Raw genomic sequence first — 21,488 nt, forward strand, 5'->3', positions numbered from 1 at the left:
TGGATAACACGCGCCTCTTGTCGGAACACGACGAGGTTAGTCGAAAAGCCCCCAAGCCAGTGCGATGGGGTGATGGAGGACACGACGTGGAACTCTCCGTGGTGATGCCGTGCTTGAACGAGGCTGAGACCGTCGAGACCTGTGTTCGCAAGGCCCTCGGCTTCTTCGCCGAGCACGGTGTCGACGGCGAGGTCATCATCGCCGACAACGGCAGTACGGACGGCAGCCGGCAGCTCGCCCGTGACGCGGGCGCCCGTGTCGTCCCGGTGTCTGCGAAGGGGTACGGCAATGCCCTGATGGGGGGCATCCGCGCTGCCCGCGGCACGTACATCGTGATGGGCGACGCCGACGACTCCTACGACTTCACCGCCCTGCTGCCGTTCCTCGAACAGCTGCGGGACGGCGCCGACCTCGTCATGGGCAACCGCTTCAAGGGCGGCATCGCCTCCGGCGCCATGCCGCCGCTGCACCGGTACCTCGGCAACCCGGTGCTGAGCTTCGTCGGCCGGCTGTTCTTCGGCAGCAAGATCGGTGACTTCCACTGCGGGCTGCGGGCGTTCCGGCGCGACTCGATCCTGCGGCTGGAACTGCAGACCGGCGGCATGGAGTTCGCCAGCGAGATGGTGGTCCGCTCCACCCTCGCCGGGTACGACATCCGCGAGGTCCCGACGACCCTGTCGCCCGACGGCCGGTCGCGCCCGCCGCACCTCAGCACCTGGCGCGACGGCTGGCGCCACCTGCGCTTCCTGTGCCTGTACAGCCCGCGCTGGCTGTTCCTGATCCCCGGCCTGCTCATGATGGCGGTCGGGCTCATCGCGGGCGTCGCCCTGGCCACCGGGCCGATCCGCGTCGGTGACGTCGCGTTCGACGTCGACACCCTCGTCGGAGCCTCGGCGGCGGTGGTGATCGGCTTCCAAGCCGTGCTCTTCGCGTTGCTCACCAAGGTGTACGCCATGGAGGAGGGCTTCCTTCCCCATGACAAGCGGGTGCAGCGCGTCATCGACAACTGGAGCCTGGAACGCGGTCTGGTCGTCGGCGGGCTGCTCGCGCTCGCCGGTCTCGTCGGGCTCGTCGCCTCGCTGGCGCACTGGCAGGGGCACAGCTTCGGTGAACTCGACCCCCGGGACGCGCTGCGCATCGTCGTGCCGTCGGCCACCGCGCTGATCATGAGCTTCCAGATGATCTTCGCGTCGCTGTTCGTGAGCATCCTGGCGATCCGCCGCCGCTCCCACCCGCCTGTGACCGACGTGGTCGACGAGGCCACCGACGTGGTCGAGGCCGCGGCGGACAAGGTACGGAGCGAGAGCCGCGACGCCGAGGCCCCAGCGGGCCCGCGGGAGAACGCGGACGCCGACGACGCGGCCGAGGCGGAGCCGGCCGAGGTCGTGCCGGCGGAGGCCGGCGCGAGCACCGAGGGCACGGCCGACAAGACCGCCTGACCTCAGACCCCGACGAAAGGCCCCGGCGACCGCCGGGGCCTTTCTCATGCGCTCCCACGTCCGCACGTGGCCGCACAGGCTTCCCGGCGTGTAATCCGCCGTCCGCCCGGAGGGACTACTCCCGACCGACCCTGAACCGACGGGAGGACGGCAGGAGTGAACGACCCCGCCGAAAGATTCACCGCCCTGTACGACCGGTACTACCGGAACGTCCTGGGCTACGCGCTGCTGCGCGCCGAACAGGGGGCCGCCGAGGACCTCGTCAGCGAGGTGTTCCTGATCGCGTGGCGGCGCCTCGACGACCTGCCCGACCCGCCGCTGCCGTGGCTGCTCGGAGTCGCGCGGAACCTGGCGCTCAAGCAGTACGACTCCGGCCGGCGGAGGAGGGTGCTCACCGACCGGCTGTCGGCGGCGCTCTCCACGGACCGGCCGACCGGCGCCGACGTCGCCGAGCAGGTCGTGGAACGCGACGCGGCGAAGGCGCTGCTGGCCGAGCTGGGCGAGAGGGACGTCGAGGCTCTGGTACTGGCGACGGGATACGGCCTCACGCCCCGGCAGGCCGCCCGGGTCCTCGGCTGCACGGCCGCCACCTTCACCGTGCGACTGCATCGGGCGCGCAAACGACTGGCCAAGGTCACGGCCGCGGCGCCCGCCCGAGGCCGCCCCACGGCTCCCGGCCGAATGGCACTGATCAATGAGAAGACCCGATAAAACGTACGCGTGAGAACGCAGGAGACGCCATGACCCGCACCGCCGACCCGACGCACGACCTCCGGGCGCACCTCGACGCGATGGCCGAGGACGGCTACCGGCGTCGCCGTGACACCGACCTGTCCCGCACGCTCGCCACCGCCCGCGAGCCCGCCCGGTCCGACCGCCGGGCGCTTCCGGTCCGGAACCGCCGCCCGGTGCTCCTCCTCGCCGGCGCCGCCGCGGTCGTGGCGCTCGGCACCGCGGTCGTACCGGGCGCGGTGTCCGGCCACCGGTCCGGCCACGAGTCCGGCCATAAGGCCGAGCCCGGCACGGCGGTGCCCCGGACGCTCGACGCGAAGACCGTGCTGCTGACCGCCGCCGAGACCGTCGCCAAGGAACCGGCACCGGTCCACGGCCGGTTCTGGTACACGCGAACCCAGGTCATCGACCGGGCCAGACAACCCGGTGGCGGGCGCATGCCGAAGGGCGGCAGCGCGAACGGGATGCCGAGGCGAGGCCCCTACTACCCGTTCACGGCGTTCGTGAGCATCACGTGGGAGAACTGGGTCCCGTACCGGCAGGGGGACACCACCCGCACCGTGGACAAGGACCTCACGACCAGCTTCGCGTCACCCGCCGACGAGGCGGCGTGGAAGCGGGCCGGCTCGCCCTCGCTCACGGACATGAAGCCGTATTCGAGCGACTCCCACCTGCGCGATGACCCGTTCCTGGAGCTCGGGCCAAGGGGCACGCAGGCGAAGGACCTGTCGAAACTGCCGACCACACCCAACGGGCTGAAGGCGCTGATCGAGAAGGACTGGAAGGCGCAGCCGGCGACGCAGCGGAACACCCTGTCCGCCTACATCTGTGAGATGGCGGAGAACATCATCGACGCCCCGGTCACACCGGCCACCCGCGCGGCCGCGTACCGGCTGTTCGCCGCCCAGCCGGGCGTCCGGGTGGCCGGCGGGGTCCGCGACCGGCTCGGCCGTCCCGGAGTCGCCCTGGCCACCCGGCGTGTGGCCATCGGCCAGGACCGGAAACCTCGGCAGGTCGAGGTCCACGTGATCATCGACCGGAGGACGGCGAAGATCCTGGGCTCGGAAAAGTACGACGTCGTCGGCGGCGCCGTGGCGCACACCCCCTCGAGCATCACGCTGCTCACCGGGTCGGGCTGGACGGACCGCCTCGGCGTCCCCGCCCGTGGCTGACGTACGAGCGAGCGCGGTGCCGCTCCCGGCCAAGGAAGGACGGTGGCGGCGGATCCGGTGCACGATCGCCGACCTCATCGCCGTCCTCCTCGGCGCGGAGGCCGATCTGCATCCCGGGGATGACACCCACGCACTCGACGACGAAGAGCCGGACACGGCATGGTGATCTCGCCGGAAAGGTGATATCGGAATGAGTCATCGGCGGGAGGCCCGTAGGCTAAGCACATGTCCAGCCGTCACATCCTGACCGCGCCCGCCTGGCCGTACGCCAACGGGCCCCGCCACATCGGGCACGTCTCCGGCTTCGCGCTGCCCGCCGACATGTTCAGCCGCTACCAGCGGATGGCGGGCAACAAGGTCCTGATGGTGAGCGGCACCGACGAGCACGGCACCCCCATCCAGGTGCAGGCCGACAAGGAGGGCGTGTCGGCCCGCGAGCTGGCCGACCGCTACAACCAGGTGATCGCCCAGGACCTGCACGGCCTCGGCATGTCGTACGACCTGTTCACCCGGACGACGACGCGCAACCACTACGCCGTCGCCCAGGAGATCTTCAAGGGCCTGTACGACAACGGCTACGTCTTCACGAAGAAGACGATGGGCGCGATCTCCCCGTCCACGGGCCGCACCCTCCCCGACCGCTACATCGAGGGCACCTGCCCGATCTGCGGCTACGACGGGGCGCGCGGCGACCAGTGCGACAATTGCGGCAACCAGCTCGACCCGATCGACCTGATCAACCCGCGGAGCCGCATCAACGGTGAGACGCCGAAGTTCATCGAGACCGAGCACTTCTTCCTCGACCTGCCCGCGTTCTCCGAGTCCCTCGGCTCGTGGCTGCAGGGCAAAGAGGGCCTCTGGCGGCCGAACGTCTACAAGTTCACCCGCAACCTCCTCGACGACATGCAGCCCCGGCCGATCAGCCGCGACCTCGACTGGGGCGTGCCCGTACCGCTGCCCGGCTGGGTCGACCGGCCCGACAAGCGGCTGTACGTCTGGTTCGACGCGGTCGTCGGCTACCTGTCGGCCTCCGTGGAGTGGGCGAAGCGCAGCGGCGACCCCGACGCCTGGCGGGCCTGGTGGCAGAACCCGGACGCCGAGACGTACTACTTCATGGGCAAGGACAACATCGTCTTCCACGCCGAAATCTGGCCGGCCATGCTGCTCGGCTACAACGGCGCGGGCGACAAGGGCGGCACGGCCGGTTCCCTCGGGCGGCTGAACCTGCCGACCGAGGTGGTCTCCTCCGAGTTCCTGACGATGGAGGGCAAGAAGTTCTCCTCCTCCCGTCAGGTCGTCATCTACGTCCGCGACTTCCTCGAGCGGTACGACGTGGACGCGCTGCGCTACTACATCGCGGTCGCCGGCCCGGAGAACCAGGACACCGATTTCACCTGGTCCGAGTTCGTCCGCCGTAACAACGACGAGCTCGTCGCCACCTGGGGCAACCTGGTCAACCGCTCGATCTCCTTCGCGGCCAAGAACATCGGGGAGATCCCGGCGGCCGGTGAGCTCACCGACCTCGACCGGGACATCCTGCAGCGCTCGCGCAAGGCGTTCGACGCGGTCGGCGCCGAGCTGTCGCGCTCGCGATTCAAGAACGCCGCGAACGAGGCCATGCGCACCGTCGCCGAGGCCAACAAGTACCTCTCCGAGCAGGCGCCCTGGAAGCTCAAGAACGACGACCCGGAGCGGATGAAGACGATCCTGCACGTCGCGCTGCAGCTCGTCGACGACGCCAAGTCGCTGCTCACGCCGTTCCTGCCGCAGTCCTCGGAGAAGGTCCACCGGATGCTCGGTGGCCAGGGCGAGTGGAGCGGCGCCCCGGAGATCCGCGAGGTCTCCGAGGACGGCGGCCCCGACTACCCGGTCCTCACCGGGTCCTACGACACCGAGGCCCGCTGGGAGTCGCGCCCGATCGCCGCCGGCACGCCACTGGCCCCGCCGACGCCGCTGTTCGCCAAGCTCGACACCTCGGTCGTGGACGAGGAGCTGGCCCGGCTGGAGCAGTCCTGAGACCGGCTCACACCCGGCCGCGACACCGGGCAGGGAACGCGTATGAGTGAGGGACCGGAGAACACGTCGAACGGGTTCCGCGGCGCGGCCTTCCCGCCGTTGCCCGAGCCGTTGCCCGTCGAGGTGTTCGACAGCCACTGTCACCTCGACATCCTCGAGGTGCCGATCACAGAGGTGCTCGCCGCCGCCCACTCGGTGGGCATCCGCCGGGCCGTGACCGTGGGCTACGACCTCGCCTCCTCCCAGCACGCCGCCGACGCGGCCGGGACGTACGACGACGTGTACGCCGCGGTGGCGATCCACCCGAACGACTCGGGCGACGCCACCGCGGACGTCCTCGCCGACATCGCGAAACTCGCCGCGCTCCCGGACGTACGGGCCGTCGGCGAGACCGGCCTGGACTACTACCGCGACTGGGCCTCGGTCGAGGACCAGCAGCGCTCGTTCCGCGCCCACATCGACATCGCCAAGCGCACCGGCAAGGCCCTCGTCATCCACGACCGGGACGCCCACGACGACGTGCTGCGCATCCTCGAGGAGGAGGGCCCGCCGGACAAGGTCGTCTTCCACTGCTTCTCCGGCGACCGGGAGATGGCCAAGGTCTGCGCCGACCACGGCTACTACATGAGCTTCGCGGGCAACGTCACGTTCAAGAACGCCGCGACCCTGCGGGAGGCGGCGGCCGTCGCGCCCCTCGACCTCATCCTCGTCGAGACCGACGCCCCCTACCTGACCCCGGTGCCGCACCGCGGCAAGCCCAACGCCCCGTACCTCGTCCCCCTCACCGTCCGCTGCCTGAGCGAGACCAAGGGCGTCGACCTGGGCGAACTGTGCACCGCCATCGCCGCCAACGGCGAACGCGTCTTCGGCCCTTGGTGAGAGCGATTACTGGAAGTAGCTGAATGATCACGCTCGCTGGTCATACATTCGACGTCTAGGAAGCTCGCAGTTCCCTTCACGTATAACGCCGGTGGGCGATCGGAGCAGGCAGCCGACGCGGCCGGCCTGAGCCTGTCGTCGTTCATTCGCCGAGCGGCTCTGACGGTGCCCGGCGCCGAGGTGATCGACCTCGAGCGAGCGCGCAAGGACATGGCCCAGGCGCGGCGCTTCGTCATGGACGCCCAGCGGGCGCTACACGCCTGATTGCCGGCGATCGCTGCGCTGCCGGATGAAGGCAGCGACCGTCAGTGGTCACGGGACGGTGGCAGGGCTGCCGTCGGCGTACGGAAGACTGTGCGTGTGGGTGAACGACTTCTCGGGCCGGCGGACGTCCGCGCGCTGGCCGGCGGCCTGGGACTGCGGCCGACCAAGACCCTCGGACAGAACTTCGTCATCGACGCCAACACCGTGCGCCGCATCGTCCGCGACGCCGACGTCGGATCGGACGACGTCGTCCTGGAGGTCGGTCCCGGCCTGGGCTCGCTGACCCTGGCCCTGCTGCCCGCCGCGAGCCGCGTCGTGGCCGTCGAGGTCGATCCGGTTCTCGCACAGCGGCTGCCCGAGACCGTCGCCGAACGCGCCCCCGACCTCGCCGGCCGACTCGACGTCGTGCCCGACGACGCCCTGCGGGTCACCGAACTGCCCGGCCCGCCGCCGACCGCGCTCGTCGCGAACCTCCCTTACAACGTCGCGGTACCCGTCGTCCTGCACCTGCTCGGAACGTTCCCGTCCATCCGGCACGGGATGGTCATGGTGCAGGCCGAGGTCGCCGACCGCCTCACCGCCGGCCCCGGCGGCAAGGTGTACGGCGTGCCGTCGGTGAAGATGGCCTGGTACGCCAAGGCTCGCCGCGCCGGGAACGTCGGCCGCGCGGTGTTCTGGCCCGCGCCGAACGTCGACTCCGGCCTCGTCGCCTTCACTCGCCGCGAGCCCCCGACGAGCGCGGTCCCGCGCGAGGACGTGTTCGCCGTCATCGACGCCGCGTTCGCCCAGCGCCGCAAGACGCTCCGCGCGGCCCTGGCAGGCTGGGCCGGTTCGGCCCCCGCGGCGGAGGAGGCACTCCGGGCCGCCGGAGTCGACCCGACGGCCCGCGGCGAGTCCCTCGACGTCACCGCCTTCACCCGCATCGCCGAACACCGGCCCGCGTCGCCTACGATCGGTTGACCGTGACCACTGTGACCGTGCGCGCCCCCGCCAAGGTGAACCTCCAGTTGAGCGTCGGCCCCGTCCGCGACGACGGCTACCACGACCTCGTCAACGTCTTCCACGCCGTCTCCCTGTTCGACGAGGTGACCGCCACCCCCGCCGACGCCCTCAGCGTCACGGTCGACGGCCCGGCGACCGTGCCGACCGGTCCCGACAACCTCGCCGCCCGCGCCGCCGCCCTGCTGGCCGAGCACCTCGGCAGGCGCCCGGACGTCGCGCTGCACATCCGCAAGGACATCCCCGTCGCGGGCGGCATGGCCGGCGGCAGCGCCGACGCGGCCGCCGCCCTACTGGCCTGCGACGTCCTGTGGGAGGCCCGGCTCGACCGCGAGACACTGCTCGAACTCGCCGCCCGGCTCGGCAGCGACGTTCCCTTCGCCCTGCTCGGCGGCACCGCCGTCGGCCTGGGCCGGGGCGAGCGGCTGACCGCGGTCGAGGTGACGGGGGAGTTCCACTGGGTCTTCGGGTACGCCGACGGTGGCCTGTCCACACCCGCGGTGTATGCCGAATGTGACCGCCTGCGTGCCGCGGGGGAGCAGGACAGCGTGTGGCCTCAGGTGTCGGACGACCTGATGGCCGCCTTGAAGACCGGCGATGCCGAGGCCCTCGGCCGGGCCCTGCACAACGACCTGCAGCCCGCGGCCCTCAGCCTCCGCCCGTCCCTCCGCGACGCGCTGCGGGCCGGCCGCGCCGCGGGTGCCCTCGGCGCCCTGGTGTCCGGCTCCGGCCCCACGTGTGCCTTCCTCGCCGCCTCTCTGGCCCACAGCGCCGAACTCGCCGCAGCGCTCAACGAGTCAGGCCGCTTCGCCGCCGTCCGCCCCGCCTCCGGCCCGGTCCCCGGCGTCACCCTCCTGTAGTTCTCGGTTTCGGTCAGGGGCGGGTGGTGAGAACGCCCGTCCCTAATGCCGAATCGTCACGGCTCAGTAAACCGCAGGCCAGATGGCCTGGACCTTCGTTGTCAGGATCCGTAAAGTTTTAGGACGTTTCGGGGATCAACGGGGCACGCAGGGGAAGGCGCGATGACGGTCGACCGCCGCATCGATACCTCTGCTGGAGCAGTGCATGGACGGGGTGCTCGCATGCGAGGAGGCGAAGACCGATGCCGCCGGTGAACGCGAACTCGGCTCCGCGCAAGACGTACAACGACTGGCCGGGCATCGACGACCCGGGCAGGCTACGGGTGGACACGTCCAAGATCAGGGCGGTCGCCAAGCGGCTCGAGGCTCACCTCGAAGACCTCCTCAACGCGAGCGAGCACCTGAAACTCCCCGACCTGAGGGCCTTCGGCACATGGGACGCCGCGTTGGGGTTCCAGCCGAGCGTCCAAGCCGGGCACCACGCCCTCGCCGAGCAGCACAGCCGCATCCTGCACGCTCTGCTGGGCGAGATCCACAAGCTGCACCAAGCCGCGAACGTCCATGATGCGAACGAGGCCAACCTCGCGCGCCGGATCGCCGCACTGGACAAGCGCTTGAATGTCGCGCCCGGCGGCAGCGTGATCAGTCATGACCCGTCCACGACATCCGCACCGCCCGATTCCCAGTCGCCTGTGGCCAATTCCTTGAACCCGGATGGGAGGCGCTGAGATGACCGACGACTCTACGTTCCCCATGCGTGCCGGCGCTCCTTCCGGAACGCCCGGGGGATACAACGATCCGGCGGACATCGACAAGCTCCTGAAGCTGACGGCTCCTAACCATGTCACCGCGGCCGGCCGGAACTATAAAAGGTTCGCTTCAGCGTACGAAAAGGTCACAAGCGATATGGTCACGGTCCGTGACCTACTCCATGAGGCGTGGGGCGGAACAGACGCCGCCGTCGCACAGTCCGCGCTGCGGGAGATCTGGTCCTCATCCGCGACCCTCCATCGAACCGCGCAAGAGTTCGGGTCCGCGATCGAGAACCATGGATCGAACCTGGCCTGGTACAAGGACAAGAAGCCTCCATCCAAGGATCTGGCCGAAGCGCGGAGTTGGATGACCGGCGCGAATGAACGCATCTATCAGGCGTGGGCTGCGCTGCCCACGGACGTCAGCACCGTGCTTCCGCCGGGTGCTCCGGTCGACGGTCACTCTTCACCTGCTGGAGTTCGAAAGCCAACAGGGAGAACTTCCGGTGGAGGGAACCCTGCGGGAGGCCCTGCTGTAGATGGCAGAACACCGCATGTCGGCGGACATGCGCCGAAGGTTCAGAGCGGCGAGCCCGGAAGGTCTCATCGTCTTCCAGGGAATGGTCAGCTAGCGTCGGGGCTCAACGATTCAGATACGCAGCTGGCGGGAGCGCCACCTTCCGGTCTGGAGACCCAGATGCCCGGCGGTGGGACCGGCCTCCTACCGAGCGATTCAGGTGGCGCGAGGATGACTGGCGCAGATCTCGGAACTCCTGGCTCCAGGGTGAGCGGTGTGGTGTTGCCAGATGCAGCTGGGATCCTCAGCCCGGGGAGTAACCGTTGGGGACCAGATGGGAGCCGCAGGGCTGTTAGCGGCGCCGCGGCGAGCGCGGCAGAAGAGGCTCAGACCGCCGAGGCGAGAGCTGCGAGCCAGACCGGTGTGATGAGCCCTGCGGGCGGAGCGGCAGGCGATCGCCGTGACCGCGAACGTGAGCGTACGACGTGGCTCACCGAAGATGAGGACACATGGACCGGGGGCATTGAGGCAGGCTCCCACCTCATCGGTGCCACGGAAGCCAGAGACGAATCAGCGCCTGCCGGCGACGAAACAGCGGAAATCGTCCAGATCGATCTGTCCAGTGATAGCGACGATCTTGATCGGCTCCTTCACGAGTTGAGCCTTGAGGATAGCGGGGAGGATTTGCAACAGGGACTCGAGGACCCGACGAGTTCCGAACAGGAACGAGCCGAGTCGGTCAGAAAAGACTCTCCTTGGTATTTCGAGGAAGATCAGTGAAGATTGTTTGGCGTATCGCCGTTGGTCTCGTCACCGCCGTCGCTGCGGTGCTGCCGGCGACGAGCGCTAACGCCCTGCCCCGGCCACTTGAAGATCAATGGTGGTTCTCCGCCTGGGGGATTCAGAGCGATGTCTGGCCGACAACCACGGGTGCCGGTGTCACGGTCGCCGTCGTTGATACTGGGGTCAACGCTAAGCTGCCCGAGTTGAGCGGAGTAGTTCTTCCGGGAGCTGACACAACGGGGCATGACAGCGATGGTCGGAAGGATTTCGATTGGGATGCCGGTCACGGAACCGCGATGGCGGCACTTATTGCCGCCCAAGGCGGCGGGACGACCGGTTATGTCGGCATCGCCCCAGATGCGAAAGTGCTTCCCATCCACGGAGCAGAACAACTCGGTGACCGCATCGACATCCTCTTCAAAGCCTATGCAGACGGCATCAGATACGGCGTCGATCACGGCGCTAAGGTAATAAGCATTTCGCTTGCCATCGACTCATCCCGCTTGCCCGGCCATTGTGAACAAAGCGTGCAGGATGCCGTGTTCTACGCGCTTCAGCATGACGTGGTCGTAGTTGCGGGCGCGGGAAACTTCGGTGCAAGCACGAATCCGCCAATGATGCCTGCTTCTTGCGCGGGAGTGCTGGCGGTCGGTGCGTTCGACAAACATCTACAGCCCTATGTCGGCACCGAGAGGCAGTCGTATGTCGCCCTATCTGCGCCAGGTATCGGCGCCACGATTGGGAAAGATGGGCTCTACTATCCGAAGAGCTGGGGAACGAGTATAGCTACGGCTCTGACGTCGGGTGCGGTAGCGCTGATACGATCACGAAACCCGGGAATGTCGGCACGCACTGTGGTGCAACGGCTCATCGGCACAGCTCGTCCGTTGGGTACTTCGAAGTGGAACGAACAAACGGGTTATGGCGCGCTTCAGATCACCGCTGCGATGAACCCACAGCGCTATCCCGTTCCACCGAACGCGCCAAACCCCGTTTTTGACGCGTTCGACAAGTGGCAGGCATCTCATTCGGCTGCAGTGGCCCGGCCGATACCGAAATCCTCAGTCACGCGGACTTCGGCGGAATCAGGTCATGCGCGAAAGAGGCTTGTCGTCATCTCCCTCACCGCAGCCGGTGCCATTGTCGTGATGCTCGTAGTCGGCGGTTTCCTCCGGCGCCGGCGAGTCAACGTGGCTAGGGCTGCTTCTACCGGCGACAGGAAGCCACATAAGAATGTGTTCGATACACGGAGTAAATAAAGGGTGAGGATGGGTTCTCCAGACCATAGTTCACTATCGGCCCCGACAACAAATCCCAGATCTTCACCGATGACCGACCCAGCGGGACGCGGCGCTTACGAAGCCCGAAAGAAGTTGACCGAGGATGTCGCCTGGGTATACGTGCCCACCCTTCCGAGCAAGCCATCTGAAGCGGTCGGTCCTCGGGAGGTTCAGTTCGAGCTGCGAGCGCTCGCCGATGGAACCGGGGTGCTGCCTGTCTTCACCGAGGAACAATTCCTTGTCGAGCAGCTCGGAGAGTGGCAGCCACGGGAGAGGATGCCGGTCCTTGAGCTCTTGATTCAGGTATCACAATCCCAGGTGCGCGTGGTGGTGAACCCGGTAGTCCAAGAAAGCGCTGAAAGATGGACGGCTGACCGAGTGGCGGCCTGGAGGAGGGGAAGTTCGTGAGCGGCGGCTACGAGGTCGTTTTCAACGATCTGGCAAGGACGTCAGCCGAGTTCTCACGGCAAGGACAGGCTTATGCCAACCTAATGACCCAGCTAGTCTGTCCTTCGGGCGGGAACCCTACGATCGACAAAACGCTCAGTGTAACCCTCGATGCTTTCTATGAGATGCATGTGGTGCTTGCTCAAGCTATAAGTGCTCATGCTTACAAGCTGGATTATGCTCGACGCAACTATCAGGAGGCGGAAGGTAATATCTTTGACTATTTGACCAAAGCGACTCCGCCGCCGAGCTATTGATGCTGTGAGGTTCTGAGGTGTCTAGAAGTTCGTCGCCTTTGCCGACTATTGCTTCTAGCTGGGTCGGTGGTGATATTCAAGGTCTGTCGGGGCTATCTCAAGTCATATTCAACTTCGCGGAAAACAGTGCGGGGCCCGTTGCTGACCTACGGAATGCTGTCGACCGGTTGGTTCGCGAGAGCGGCGATCCCGTGTATCCAGGGTCAGCTGTAAGTGAATTTAAGACCGCGTTCAGCCAAGAGCTGAACGATATAAACTGGCTGTCTCAACGTGCAACCTCGATCGGCGAGATCGTCGACAATCTTGCGCTCAATCTCGCTAAGATTGAGTCGTGGCTTGAAAAGCAGGCGGAGAAAGGAGTTGCTGCTGGTCATGTAACTATCGATCGATCGGGAAACATGCAGTTTCCGAATGGAACATCGATGCCAGAAGTGCAAAGTTTTCTCCAGGACTTCAACCAGTGTCGTAGTCAGGCATTGGCCGCCGCGGAGAAAGCCCGGCAAGTTGCCGCCAAGAAGCTCTCGTCGGAATACAAGCTGCTCTCGGCTGGCCTAGCGAACTATCGGAACAATCATAAGAACTTGCTGTCGCAGAATGAGGAGAAATCTCTAGGGTCCCATCTGGTCGACTTGGATAAACGTTTCAGGAATCTCCAGCCGAAGCACGGGTCGTGGGCGCATGCAGCGGCCGGGGCAGGAATCGGTGCCACTGTCGGGGGAGGTATCGGTTTTGGCGTTGGTGCTGTAGTCGGTCTCCTCGGTGGGCCATTCGCCGAAGTGACTGTCCCCGCGGGTGCGGCGACGGGTAACGCGGTCGGTAATGGTATCGGTACGGTGGTCGGCGGGCTTATCGGATGGGCGTGGTAGTGGACAGTCTCGATCTACTGTATCTGGTCGCAGATGTGATTTACGTTATCGGCGCAGCGATCACCCTTCTGGGGGGTGTGATGCTGATCGCTAACGTGCGTCGTTGGCCTAAGTTCACGGGTCGACCTACTACGCCGATTCATCTCAAGCGTTCGATGGGTGGCCTACTGATCGTAGCTTCGTGTGTTTTCGCTGTCGGTGTAGCCTGGAAGTGGGCTGCTGTCTTCGCCTCGCCGTTGGCGGTACCTTTGCTTGTTGTGCAGTCCCGAATAAAGAAGCATGCTGAGGAGTACGAGCACACTTCTGCATGATGCTGTCGGATCAACAAGGTCCTGACAGGATCTGGCGGTGTGATCCATTGACTACATCAGCCGAACCATATGTGGATGAGGCGAAGTCGAGTGGTCGCCCCACCCGGTGGTCGCTGCTGATCGGCGGCGCGGAAAGAAGTTATGACATTGGCGGTAGCTACGTCTGTGTACGCTTCCGGAATGTTGTGGTCTCCGTTTTTTACGAAGGTGCTGATTCTCGGCAATGGCCGACGCCTGCGATCGACTAGAAGGTCACAACCTGGCGGAAGCAGCGACCCGCAGGTACTCGATTGAGTTGAGCGAAGCCATTGGGCGGCATCTGTATTGAAAGATGCGGGGGCTGTCGTGAGCGGGACGGTGACGCTGTCCGCTACCGAGACGATGCCATTGATTCCATTGCCCTATAGCAGGTACTGCTATGGTCGTCACTGATACTGTCGGCTTCGTTAATGAAGTGATGATAGTAATGACAGCCCGACGGATTGGCGATCGCTATGCTTATCTTTTATGTAGTTGTGGGTACTGCCCTTTGTGCTACTGGGTTTGTTGGCCTTTTTGAAGGCGAGGTATAGGGCTGGCGATCAATCGATAGGCGGCCTTCGCTATCTTGCGGCTCTAGCGTATCTTTCTATGGGCGCTTGCTTTTTCTTGAGGATTATCTGGAGAGAGTTCTACATCCCGGCTTTTATTGCTTTTGTCTTCTGGTTCTTTGTGCGAACTAAAATATCTGCCCTTCGGAAAGATGGGTAGGTGGTAATGATGGTCATTGCCTCTAGCGAGACCACCGGCCGGATACTACTCGTAGTCGCCTACTCGGTCGTAGGCGTGTCGTTGGTCATGTGCGGTGTGGCGATCCTCCTCGTCAGGGGCCGATGGGGTGCGGATAGGGCAGTCCCCGCCCCGCGCTGGAGGCTGGTGGTCGGCGCACTCTGGGCTGTAGCGGGAATCGCGCTCATGCTTGCGGAAGTTTGGCACCCCTTTATGCGGCTTGCGTCGAGTGCCAGCCTCCTTGGTGCGCTGATCTTCTTCTTCCTCAGGCGGAAGGCGCGGTGACAGGCCCCCCAACGCCGACGGCACCTGATCGACTATGTCGATTACCACCTTGGTCGGGCGAGGCGGAACGTCGTTCTGCCCGGCGTTCGGTATCGAAGGGAGATTGAGACCTGGGCGGCGAGGTCGGTCACTGCGGCTGGTGGACCGCCGGAGGACTCGTCTGGCTTACCCGTGCGGCGCCCGTCTGCACACAAAGTCGATGCTTGGTGCGCGTTGTCCCTGGAAGGGAGGGCGCAAGGAGCGAGTTTGTGTGCGAGTGGGTTCGGTCGGTGATCATTCCGTTTGCACGGCCGGTGCTGGGGCCGGCTGATCTACGAGCGGCCACCCGCGGACGCGCGGCGGGTGGGGTGCGGGGGAGCCACTAACCTTGGTGGGGTCGTGAATCTGATCAATGTTGAAGGCCTGGGCAAGGCGTACGGGCCGGTTCCGCTGCTCGATGATGTCTCCCTCGGCGTGTCCGCCGGGGACCGGATCGGTGTGGTCGGCCGGAACGGCGGGGGGAAGAGCACGCTGGTCTCGCTGCTCGCCGGCCGTATCGAGCCCGACAGTGGGCGTGTGACGCATACCCGTGGGCTGCGGCTGGGGTTCCTCACCCAGCGGGACGAGTTCCCCGACGGGGCGACCGTGCGGTCCGTCGTGTTCGGCGATCGGGCCGAGCACGAGTGGGCGGGTGACGCCCGGGCCCGGGACATCCTGGCGGGGCTGCTGCCCGGCGTCTCCCTGGACACCCCGATTCGGGGCATGTCGGGTGGGGAGCGGCGGCGTGTGGCGCTTGCCCGGTTGCTCGTCCCGGAGACCGACCTGCTCGTCCTGGACGAGCCCACCAACCACCTGGACATCGAGGCGATCGCCTGGCTGGCCGGGCACCTGAAGGACCGTACGCTCATCGTCGTCACCCACGACCGGTGGTTCCTGGACGAGGTGACCGACCGGACGTGGGAGGTGGCCGACGGGCAGGTGCACCGCTACGAGGGCGGGTACTCGGCGTACGTCCTCGCCAAGGCGGAGCGGGCCCGCATCGCCGCCTCCACCGAGGAGAAGCGGCGGAACCTCCTCCGCAAGGAGCTGGCGTGGCTGCGCCGGGGGCCGCAGGCGCGGACGTCCAAGCCGAAGTTCCGCGTGGACGCCGCGAACGCCCTGATCGCCGACGAGCCGCCGGCCCGTGACACCGTCGAGCTCGTACGGTTCGCGACGGCGCGGCTCGGCAAGACGGTGTACGACGTCGAGGACGTCACCGTGCGCGTCGGTGACCGTACTCTCTTCGAGCGCCTGACATGGCAGCTCGGGCCCGGGGACCGGGTCGGGGTGGTCGGCGTCAACGGCAGCGGGAAGACGACGCTGCTGCGGCTGCTGGAGGGGACGGTCGCGCCGTCCGCCGGGCGGGTGATCCGCGGCAAGACGGTGCAGCTCGCGCACCTGTCGCAGGAGCTCGGCGAGCTGGACCCGGCGCGCCGGGTCCTGGAGTCGGTCGAAGAGATCAAGCGCCGCATCAGCCTCGGGAAGCGGGAGTTCTCGGCGAGCCAGATGCTGGAGCGGTTCGGTTTCCGCGGCGACGCGCAGTGGACTCCGGTGGGCGACCTGTCCGGTGGCGAGCGGCGGCGCCTGCAACTGCTGCGCCTTCTCATGGCCGAGCCGAACGTCCTCCTGCTCGACGAGCCGACCAACGACCTCGACATCGAGACGCTGACCGAGCTGGAGGACCTGCTGGACGGGTGGCCCGGGTCGCTCGTGCTGGTCAGCCACGACCGGTACTTCCTGGAGCGGGTCAGCGACCACGTGGTCGCGCTGCTCGGTGACGGACGGCTGGCGCTGCTGCCCGGCGGGGTCGACGAGTACCTCGACCGGCGGCGACGGGCGGAGCCGGAGCCCCGGCCCGTACGGGCCGCGGCGGAGCCGAAGCCCGCGAAGAACTCCTGGCAGGCGAAGAAGGAGCTCGACCGGCTGGAACGGCGCATCGAGAAGCTCGGCGGCCGCGAGGCGGAGTTGCACGAGCTGATGGCCGCGCACGCCACCGACCACGAGAAGCTGCTCGAGCTCGACGCGGAGTTGAAGTCGGTCCGGGCCGAACGCGAGGAGACCGAGGAGCAGTGGCTCGTCCTCGCGGATGAGGGGTAGGAGGCTCGCCCCGAGCGGCGGTGCGTTGGAGGCTCGCCCCGAGCGGCGGTGCGTTGGAGGCCGGTGTCTGATGAGGGCGGGGGCGGACCGCGGCGTCCGGACGGGCTCTCAGGCCCTGGTCGCCTGGCGGGCGAGCCATTCCTGCCGGGTGATCGCGTACTCGACCTCACCGAGCTCGCTGCCGGGGGTCGGGTCGTCGCCGTCCATGGGGAACGTACGGACGTACCGCATGCCGAGTGCGGCCATCGTCGCGCGGGAGGCGGTGTTCACCGCCATCGTCTCGGCGAAGACGCGGGTCAGGCCGAGATCTTCGAAGCCGTGCCGGATGAGCTCACGGGCGCCCTCACTCGCCAGGCCCTGGCGCCAGTGGCGGCGCAGGAGCCGGTAGCCGAGTTCCGCCTGTCCCTCGACCGGTCCCTGGTCGGGGCGCTCCGGTGGCTCGAGGAGCCACCAGCCGACGAACCGCCCGTCGACGAAACCGGCCCAGAATCCGAGCCCCGGGACACGGCCGGCGGCGGCGAGCCGCCGGCGGTGCCACGTCTCGACCTCCTCGGGCGTACGGGTACCGCCGAGGTAACGCATGACTTCGGGGTCGGAGTCGAGTTCGATCTCGTGCGCGAGGTGGTCGTCGGACAGGGGGACGAGCCGGATGCGGTCGGTGCGGAGGGTCGCCTGGGGCATGGAGCGCATTCTCCTGGAAGGCTCCGATCCTCGATCCCCGATCACCCGTGATACGACACAGAAGGGGCCGGAGGAGCAAGATGTCTCCGTGACCTTAATGATCGTGAGCGAACGGGGCGGATCGTGACGACGTGGCTCGTACGGATGGACGCGCCCGGGGACGGCCCGAGGCTCGCCGTCAAGGACGCCATCGACGTCGCGGGGGTGCCGACGACCGCGGCCTGCCCGGTGATCGGGGATCGGGCGGAGCCCGCGGCCGTGGACGCGCCGTGCGTCGCCGCGGCCCGGGCGCAGGGCGCCCGGATCGTCGGGAAGACGAACCTCACCGAGCTCTGCCGCGCCGCCGACGGGATCAACCCGTGGACCGGGGTCCCGGTGAACCCGGTCGATCCGGAACGCGTGCCGGGCGGGTCGTCGAGCGGCTCGGCCGTGGCCGTGGCGAACGGCGAGGCGGACGTCGCGCTGGGCACCGACACGGGCGGGTCCGTGCGCATCCCCGCGGCCTGCTGCGGGGTCGTTGGCTTGAAGACCACCCACGGCCGGGTATCGCTGGAGGGTGTCTTCCCGTTCGCGCCGTCGCTGGACACCGTCGGACCGCTCGGCCCTGACGTGGCGGCGGTCGCGCTGGGCATGCGGCTGATCGAGCCCGGGTTCACCTCCGAGCCGTACGGGCCCGGAGCCGTCGTGGGGCGGCTGCGTCCGGGGGGCGTGGCGGTGGACCCGGTGTTCGACGCCGCCGTCGACGCGGCGCTGCGCGCGGCCGGCCTGACGTTCGCCGACGAGCCCGTCGACGCCTGGCAGGAGGCGCTGTCCGCGGGTAACACGCTGATCCTGGGCGAGGGGCATCGTGAGCACCGTGGCCTGCTCGCCTATCCGGACCGGATGAGCTCCCGTATCCGTCGGCGCATCGAACGCGGCGCGTCCGTCACCGACGGGATGTTCGACGAGGCGTACACCACCGGCGTGGCGACGCGGGACCTGTTCGACAAGCTGCTCGCGCGGTACCCGGTGCTCGCGCTGCCCACGATCTCCCAGCCGCCGCCCCGGATTGGCGGTGAGCGCGAGGTCGACCTGACCGAACTCACCCTGCCGTTCAACCTCTCCGGCCATCCCGCGCTCGCGCTGCCGGTTCCGGCGGCCGGCACGGACCTGCCCGCGTCGCTGCAGCTCGTCGGGCCCGCCGGAGGTGAGGAGCGGCTCCTGGCCGTCGGCGCGATGATCGAGGCGGCGCTGCGCTGATGCCTCCGGCGCCTCTCGTCACCTTCGGGCACGGCACCGCGTCGGCGGACCGGATCGCCGAGCTGCTGGGTGGGGCGGGCGTCGAGCTGCTCGTCGACGTGCGTACGGCGCCGGGAAGCCGCCGCAACCCGCAGGTCGCGCGGCATGAGCTGGAGCGCTGGTTGCCCGAGCGCGGGATCGGCTACCGGTGGGACAAGCGTCTCGGCGGCTTCCGGCGGCCGCCCGCGGACTCGCCCGACGTGTTCTGGCGGGAGGTGATGTTCCGCGGCTACGCGGCGCACATGCGCACCGAGGAGTTCGCCTCGGGCATCGACGCGCTGCTGGCCGAGGACCGCCGGCAGGCCGTGATGTGCAGCGAGAGCGTGTGGTGGCGCTGCCATCGCCGGCTGATCGCCGACTACCTCGTCCTGGTCCGGGGGGTTCCGGTCGTCCACCTCATGCACGACGGGCGTCTCACACCGCACCCGCCCGCGCCGGGCGCCCGGATCCGTGAGGACGGGCTCCTCGTGTACGACGGCGGCCAGGAGCCGCTGATCTGATCTCCGGCCCGGGTCAGGCGGCCGGATCGGTGTCGAAGGGGACGAGGAGGGAGCGCAGGAGGTTCGCGAGGGTGCGGCGGTCGCCGGGGCTGAGGGAGCCGAGCAGCTCGCGCTCGCGGTCGACGAGGTCGGCGAACGCGGCGTCCACGCGGGTACGGCCGGCGTCGGTCAGCCGGACGAGGACACCGCGCTTGTCCTGCGGGTCGGGGCCGCGGCGGACGAGGCCGGCGGACTCGAGCCGGTCGATGCGGTTGGTCATCGTCCCGGACGTCACGAGTGTGGCGCGGAGCAGCCGGCCGGGGCTGAGTTCGTACGGGGGGCCCGCGCGCCGCAGCGCGGTCAGCACGTCGAACTCCCACGACTCCATCCCGTGCGCGGCGAACACCGCCCGCCGGGCACGGTCGAGGTGCCGGGCGAGGCGGGAGACCCGGCTGAGGACGTGCAGGGGCTCCACGTCGAGGTCCGGGCGCTCCGCGTGCCATGCCTCGACCAGCCGGTCCACCTCGTCCTTCACAAGCGATCACCTTACCTGTCTTGACATCGAGATATCGATGCCGGGAGCATCTGTCTCGACGTCAAGATATGCGCCCCTGTCGCGCCGACGCCGGGGGGCGAAGGGAGCGGCGATGAGCCTCCTGGCCGGACTCCACCACGTGCAACTCGCCGCGCCCCCGGGGGCCGAGCCGCGGATGCGGGAGTTCTACGCGGGCGAACTCGGCCTCACCGAGGTGCCCAAGCCGCCGGTTCTGGCGGCGCGAGGCGGAGTGTGGTTCCGGGGCCCGGGCATCGAGATCCACATCGGTGCCGAGGCCGGCTTCCGGCCCGCGAGGAAGGCCCACCCGGGGATCCTCGTCCACGACCTGGACGCGCTCGCGGACCGGCTCCGGGCGGCGGCCGGTCACCGGATCGTGCCCGATGACCTGCTGCCCGGATATCGCCGTTTCTATGCCGAGGACCCCGTCGGGAACCGCCTGGAGTTCCTCCAGCCGATCGCGCCGGCCTGACCGGGTCATGGGCCCCGCGCCTCCCGGTCGGCCAGCATCTCCCAGTCGGCCAGCACGTCGAGCAGGATGCCCAGGACCCGCCGCAGCTCCTCCACGTGATCCGCCTTGCGGGCGGCGTCCTCGAAACCGGCCGACTGGGCGTCCAGCGCCAGGAGAGCATCCTCCAGACTCTCGGTGAGCCGGATCGCGCAGGCATCACCTGGCGTGTCGGTCGTCCGGCCCGCGAGCCGGGGTGCTCCAGGCTCTTCGGCTGCCCCGCGGAGACGCCGACGGCCCTCGCGGCGCCGGCCGGAGTCGCCGGATCGGTATCGCACTGCCCACCTCCTGCTCCGGCGACGGTGGACCGCCGCCCCGTGCGGGCCGGGATCCACGGCGGGCGAGCGCCCGTCACCGTCGCCTGTCGCGACGACGATAGGAGCCAGGTGTGACAGAACGGCTACGCGGGGTCAGAGGGCGGTGGGATCGGCACCGTTCCGGCGGGCGGCGCGGGCCTGCTCCTTGGCGGCCTCCTTGGCCTCCTTGGCCGCCTCCTTCGCCCGCACCTTCAGCACCTTCTGGCGGGCCTTGTGGTCCGTCGTGAGGTGCGGCCTCGACTCCAGCCCGGACAGGCCGTTCCAGGCGAGGTTCACCAGGTGGGCGGCGACCTCCTCGCGCTTGGGCTTGCGCACGTCCAGCCAGTAGGTGCCGGTCATCGCGACCATCCCGATGAGCGCCTGGGCATACAGGGGGGCCGCCTTGGGGTCGTACCCCTTCTCCTTGAACTCGTCGCCGAGGATGTGCTCGACCTGGTTGGCGATGTCGCTGAGGAGGCTGGCGAACGTTCCCGTCGCCGACGCGGCGTGCGAGTCGCGGACCAGGATGCGAAAGCCCTCGCTGCTGTGCTCGATGTACTCGAGGAGCGCGAGGGCCGCGCGCTCGATCTTCTGCCGCGGGTGCCCGCCGACGAGCGCCTGCGTGATCAGGTTGAGCAGGCGCTCCATCTCGCGGTCGACGACGACGGCGTACAGGCCTTCCTTGCCGCCGAAGTGCTCGTAGACCACCGGCTTGGACACTCCCGCCACGCTGGCGATCTCCTCTATGGAGGTGCCGTCGAAACCGCGTTCGGCGAAGAGTGTCCGGCCGATGTCGAGCAACTGCTCTCGTCGTTCTTTTCCGGTCATGCGCTTCCGGCGTGACCGTGGGGGTTCGCTCACGTCCTCAATTGTCGCGGTAGCGGCCGAATCGTTGGCTACGCTCACTGCTGCTCTTCCCTGGCGGCCCTGGACTCCCGACCGCAGGCGGCG

At 67.9% G+C, this 21,488-nt stretch carries 21 protein-coding genes; 17 read left to right on the forward strand and 4 right to left on the reverse strand.

Going from position 1 to position 21,488, the window contains the following annotated elements; all coding sequences use genetic code 11:
• The first annotated feature begins 104 nt into the window (after positions 1-104).
• From NE235_RS12110 to NE235_RS12175, 14 genes are all read left to right on the forward strand, one after another.
• The gene (locus tag NE235_RS12110; RefSeq protein ID WP_252802415.1) at positions 105-1,439 is read left to right on the forward strand and encodes a glycosyltransferase family 2 protein; all 1,335 of its coding nucleotides are present in this window, start codon (positions 105-107) and stop codon (positions 1,437-1,439) included.
• Positions 1,440-1,595: 156 nt separating this feature from the next.
• Positions 1,596-2,150 (forward strand): RNA polymerase sigma factor, encoded by a 555-nt coding sequence (locus NE235_RS12115; protein ID WP_252801967.1) that lies wholly within the window; start codon positions 1,596-1,598, stop codon positions 2,148-2,150.
• Between the two features lie 29 nt (positions 2,151-2,179).
• Entirely contained in the window at positions 2,180-3,343 is a 1,164-nt protein-coding gene (locus NE235_RS12120; protein WP_252801969.1) for a CU044_5270 family protein, read from the forward strand.
• A complete protein-coding gene (locus NE235_RS12125; protein WP_252801971.1) occupies positions 3,336-3,509 on the forward strand; it encodes a hypothetical protein in 174 nt (57 codons plus the stop codon). The genes NE235_RS12120 and NE235_RS12125 overlap by 8 nt, the downstream gene beginning before the upstream one ends.
• 59 nt (positions 3,510-3,568) lie before the next feature.
• Entirely contained in the window at positions 3,569-5,359 is a 1,791-nt protein-coding gene (gene metG / locus NE235_RS12130; protein WP_252801973.1) for a methionine--tRNA ligase, read from the forward strand.
• A 42-nt stretch (positions 5,360-5,401) separates the two neighbouring features.
• Positions 5,402-6,238 (forward strand): TatD family hydrolase, encoded by an 837-nt coding sequence (locus NE235_RS12135; protein WP_252801976.1) that lies wholly within the window; start codon positions 5,402-5,404, stop codon positions 6,236-6,238.
• 360 nt (positions 6,239-6,598) lie between these two features.
• Positions 6,599-7,462 (forward strand): 16S rRNA (adenine(1518)-N(6)/adenine(1519)-N(6))-dimethyltransferase RsmA, encoded by an 864-nt coding sequence (gene rsmA / locus NE235_RS12140; protein WP_252801977.1) that lies wholly within the window; start codon positions 6,599-6,601, stop codon positions 7,460-7,462.
• Between the two features lie 11 nt (positions 7,463-7,473).
• On the forward strand, positions 7,474-8,361 hold the full coding sequence (locus NE235_RS12145) for a 4-(cytidine 5'-diphospho)-2-C-methyl-D-erythritol kinase (protein ID WP_252802417.1): 888 nt from the start codon (positions 7,474-7,476) through the stop codon (positions 8,359-8,361).
• Between the two features lie 242 nt (positions 8,362-8,603).
• The gene (locus NE235_RS12150; protein WP_252801979.1) at positions 8,604-9,089 is read left to right on the forward strand and encodes a WXG100 family type VII secretion target; all 486 of its coding nucleotides are present in this window, start codon (positions 8,604-8,606) and stop codon (positions 9,087-9,089) included.
• A gap of 1 nt (position 9,090) precedes the next feature.
• On the forward strand, positions 9,091-10,410 hold the full coding sequence (locus tag NE235_RS12155; RefSeq protein WP_252801981.1) for a hypothetical protein: 1,320 nt from the start codon (positions 9,091-9,093) through the stop codon (positions 10,408-10,410).
• Complete coding sequence (locus tag NE235_RS12160; protein WP_252801983.1) at positions 10,407-11,672, forward strand: S8 family serine peptidase; 1,266 nt, start codon at positions 10,407-10,409, stop codon at positions 11,670-11,672. The genes NE235_RS12155 and NE235_RS12160 overlap by 4 nt, the downstream gene beginning before the upstream one ends.
• A gap of 425 nt (positions 11,673-12,097) precedes the next feature.
• A complete protein-coding gene (locus NE235_RS12165; protein WP_252801985.1) occupies positions 12,098-12,397 on the forward strand; it encodes a DUF6317 family protein in 300 nt (99 codons plus the stop codon).
• Positions 12,398-12,414: 17 nt separating this feature from the next.
• Positions 12,415-13,263 carry a hypothetical protein gene (locus NE235_RS12170; protein WP_252801987.1) on the forward strand — a complete coding sequence of 283 codons (849 nt, stop codon included), beginning with the start codon at positions 12,415-12,417 and terminating at the stop codon, positions 13,261-13,263.
• Between the two features lie 1,742 nt (positions 13,264-15,005).
• Positions 15,006-16,742 (forward strand): ABC-F family ATP-binding cassette domain-containing protein, encoded by a 1,737-nt coding sequence (locus NE235_RS12175; RefSeq protein WP_252801989.1) that lies wholly within the window; start codon positions 15,006-15,008, stop codon positions 16,740-16,742.
• Between the two features lie 108 nt (positions 16,743-16,850).
• On the opposite strand, the gene NE235_RS12180 is transcribed toward NE235_RS12175, so the two are convergent.
• Positions 16,851-17,423, reverse strand: coding sequence for a GNAT family N-acetyltransferase (locus NE235_RS12180; RefSeq protein ID WP_252801991.1), 573 nt, complete (start codon positions 17,421-17,423; stop codon positions 16,851-16,853).
• Positions 17,424-17,546: 123 nt separating this feature from the next.
• Here NE235_RS12180 and NE235_RS12185 point away from each other — a divergent pair, with 123 nt between their 5' ends.
• On the forward strand, positions 17,547-18,662 hold the full coding sequence (locus tag NE235_RS12185; RefSeq protein WP_252801993.1) for an amidase: 1,116 nt from the start codon (positions 17,547-17,549) through the stop codon (positions 18,660-18,662).
• A complete protein-coding gene (locus NE235_RS12190; RefSeq protein ID WP_252801994.1) occupies positions 18,662-19,201 on the forward strand; it encodes a DUF488 domain-containing protein in 540 nt (179 codons plus the stop codon). The genes NE235_RS12185 and NE235_RS12190 overlap by 1 nt, the downstream gene beginning before the upstream one ends.
• Before the next feature lie 13 nt (positions 19,202-19,214).
• On the opposite strand, the gene NE235_RS12195 is transcribed toward NE235_RS12190, so the two are convergent.
• Positions 19,215-19,715 carry a MarR family winged helix-turn-helix transcriptional regulator gene (locus NE235_RS12195; protein ID WP_252801996.1) on the reverse strand — a complete coding sequence of 167 codons (501 nt, stop codon included), beginning with the start codon at positions 19,713-19,715 and terminating at the stop codon, positions 19,215-19,217.
• A gap of 112 nt (positions 19,716-19,827) precedes the next feature.
• Between NE235_RS12195 and NE235_RS12200 the strand changes: the two genes are divergently transcribed.
• On the forward strand, positions 19,828-20,205 hold the full coding sequence (locus NE235_RS12200; protein WP_252801997.1) for a VOC family protein: 378 nt from the start codon (positions 19,828-19,830) through the stop codon (positions 20,203-20,205).
• A 5-nt stretch (positions 20,206-20,210) separates the two neighbouring features.
• On the opposite strand, the gene NE235_RS12205 is transcribed toward NE235_RS12200, so the two are convergent.
• On the reverse strand, positions 20,211-20,519 hold the full coding sequence (locus NE235_RS12205; RefSeq protein WP_252801999.1) for a hypothetical protein: 309 nt from the start codon (positions 20,517-20,519) through the stop codon (positions 20,211-20,213).
• Between the two features lie 132 nt (positions 20,520-20,651).
• Positions 20,652-21,398, reverse strand: coding sequence for a TetR/AcrR family transcriptional regulator (locus NE235_RS12210; protein ID WP_252802000.1), 747 nt, complete (start codon positions 21,396-21,398; stop codon positions 20,652-20,654).
• Positions 21,399-21,488: the final 90 nt, after the last annotated feature.

The sequence above is a fragment of the Actinoallomurus spadix genome (assembly GCF_024055725.1).
GTDB classification, from domain to species: Bacteria; Actinomycetota; Actinomycetes; order Streptosporangiales; family Streptosporangiaceae; genus Actinoallomurus; species Actinoallomurus spadix.

What these genes read in the sequence shown, in the direction of transcription:
- NE235_RS12110 (WP_252802415.1), top strand. Translation starts at nt 105, where the DNA reads ATGCCGTGCTTGAACGAGGCTGAGACCGTCGAGACCTGTGTTCGCAAG.
- NE235_RS12120 (WP_252801969.1), top strand. Translation starts at nt 2,180, where the DNA reads ATGACCCGCACCGCCGACCCGACGCACGACCTCCGGGCGCACCTCGAC.
- metG (WP_252801973.1), top strand. Translation starts at nt 3,569, where the DNA reads ATGTCCAGCCGTCACATCCTGACCGCGCCCGCCTGGCCGTACGCCAAC.
- NE235_RS12135 (WP_252801976.1), top strand. Translation starts at nt 5,402, where the DNA reads ATGAGTGAGGGACCGGAGAACACGTCGAACGGGTTCCGCGGCGCGGCC.
- NE235_RS12150 (WP_252801979.1), top strand. Translation starts at nt 8,604, where the DNA reads ATGCCGCCGGTGAACGCGAACTCGGCTCCGCGCAAGACGTACAACGAC.
- NE235_RS12155 (WP_252801981.1), top strand. Translation starts at nt 9,091, where the DNA reads ATGACCGACGACTCTACGTTCCCCATGCGTGCCGGCGCTCCTTCCGGA.
- NE235_RS12180 (WP_252801991.1), bottom strand. Translation starts at nt 17,423, where the DNA reads ATGCCCCAGGCGACCCTCCGCACCGACCGCATCCGGCTCGTCCCCCTG.
- NE235_RS12190 (WP_252801994.1), top strand. Translation starts at nt 18,662, where the DNA reads ATGCCTCCGGCGCCTCTCGTCACCTTCGGGCACGGCACCGCGTCGGCG.
- NE235_RS12200 (WP_252801997.1), top strand. Translation starts at nt 19,828, where the DNA reads ATGAGCCTCCTGGCCGGACTCCACCACGTGCAACTCGCCGCGCCCCCG.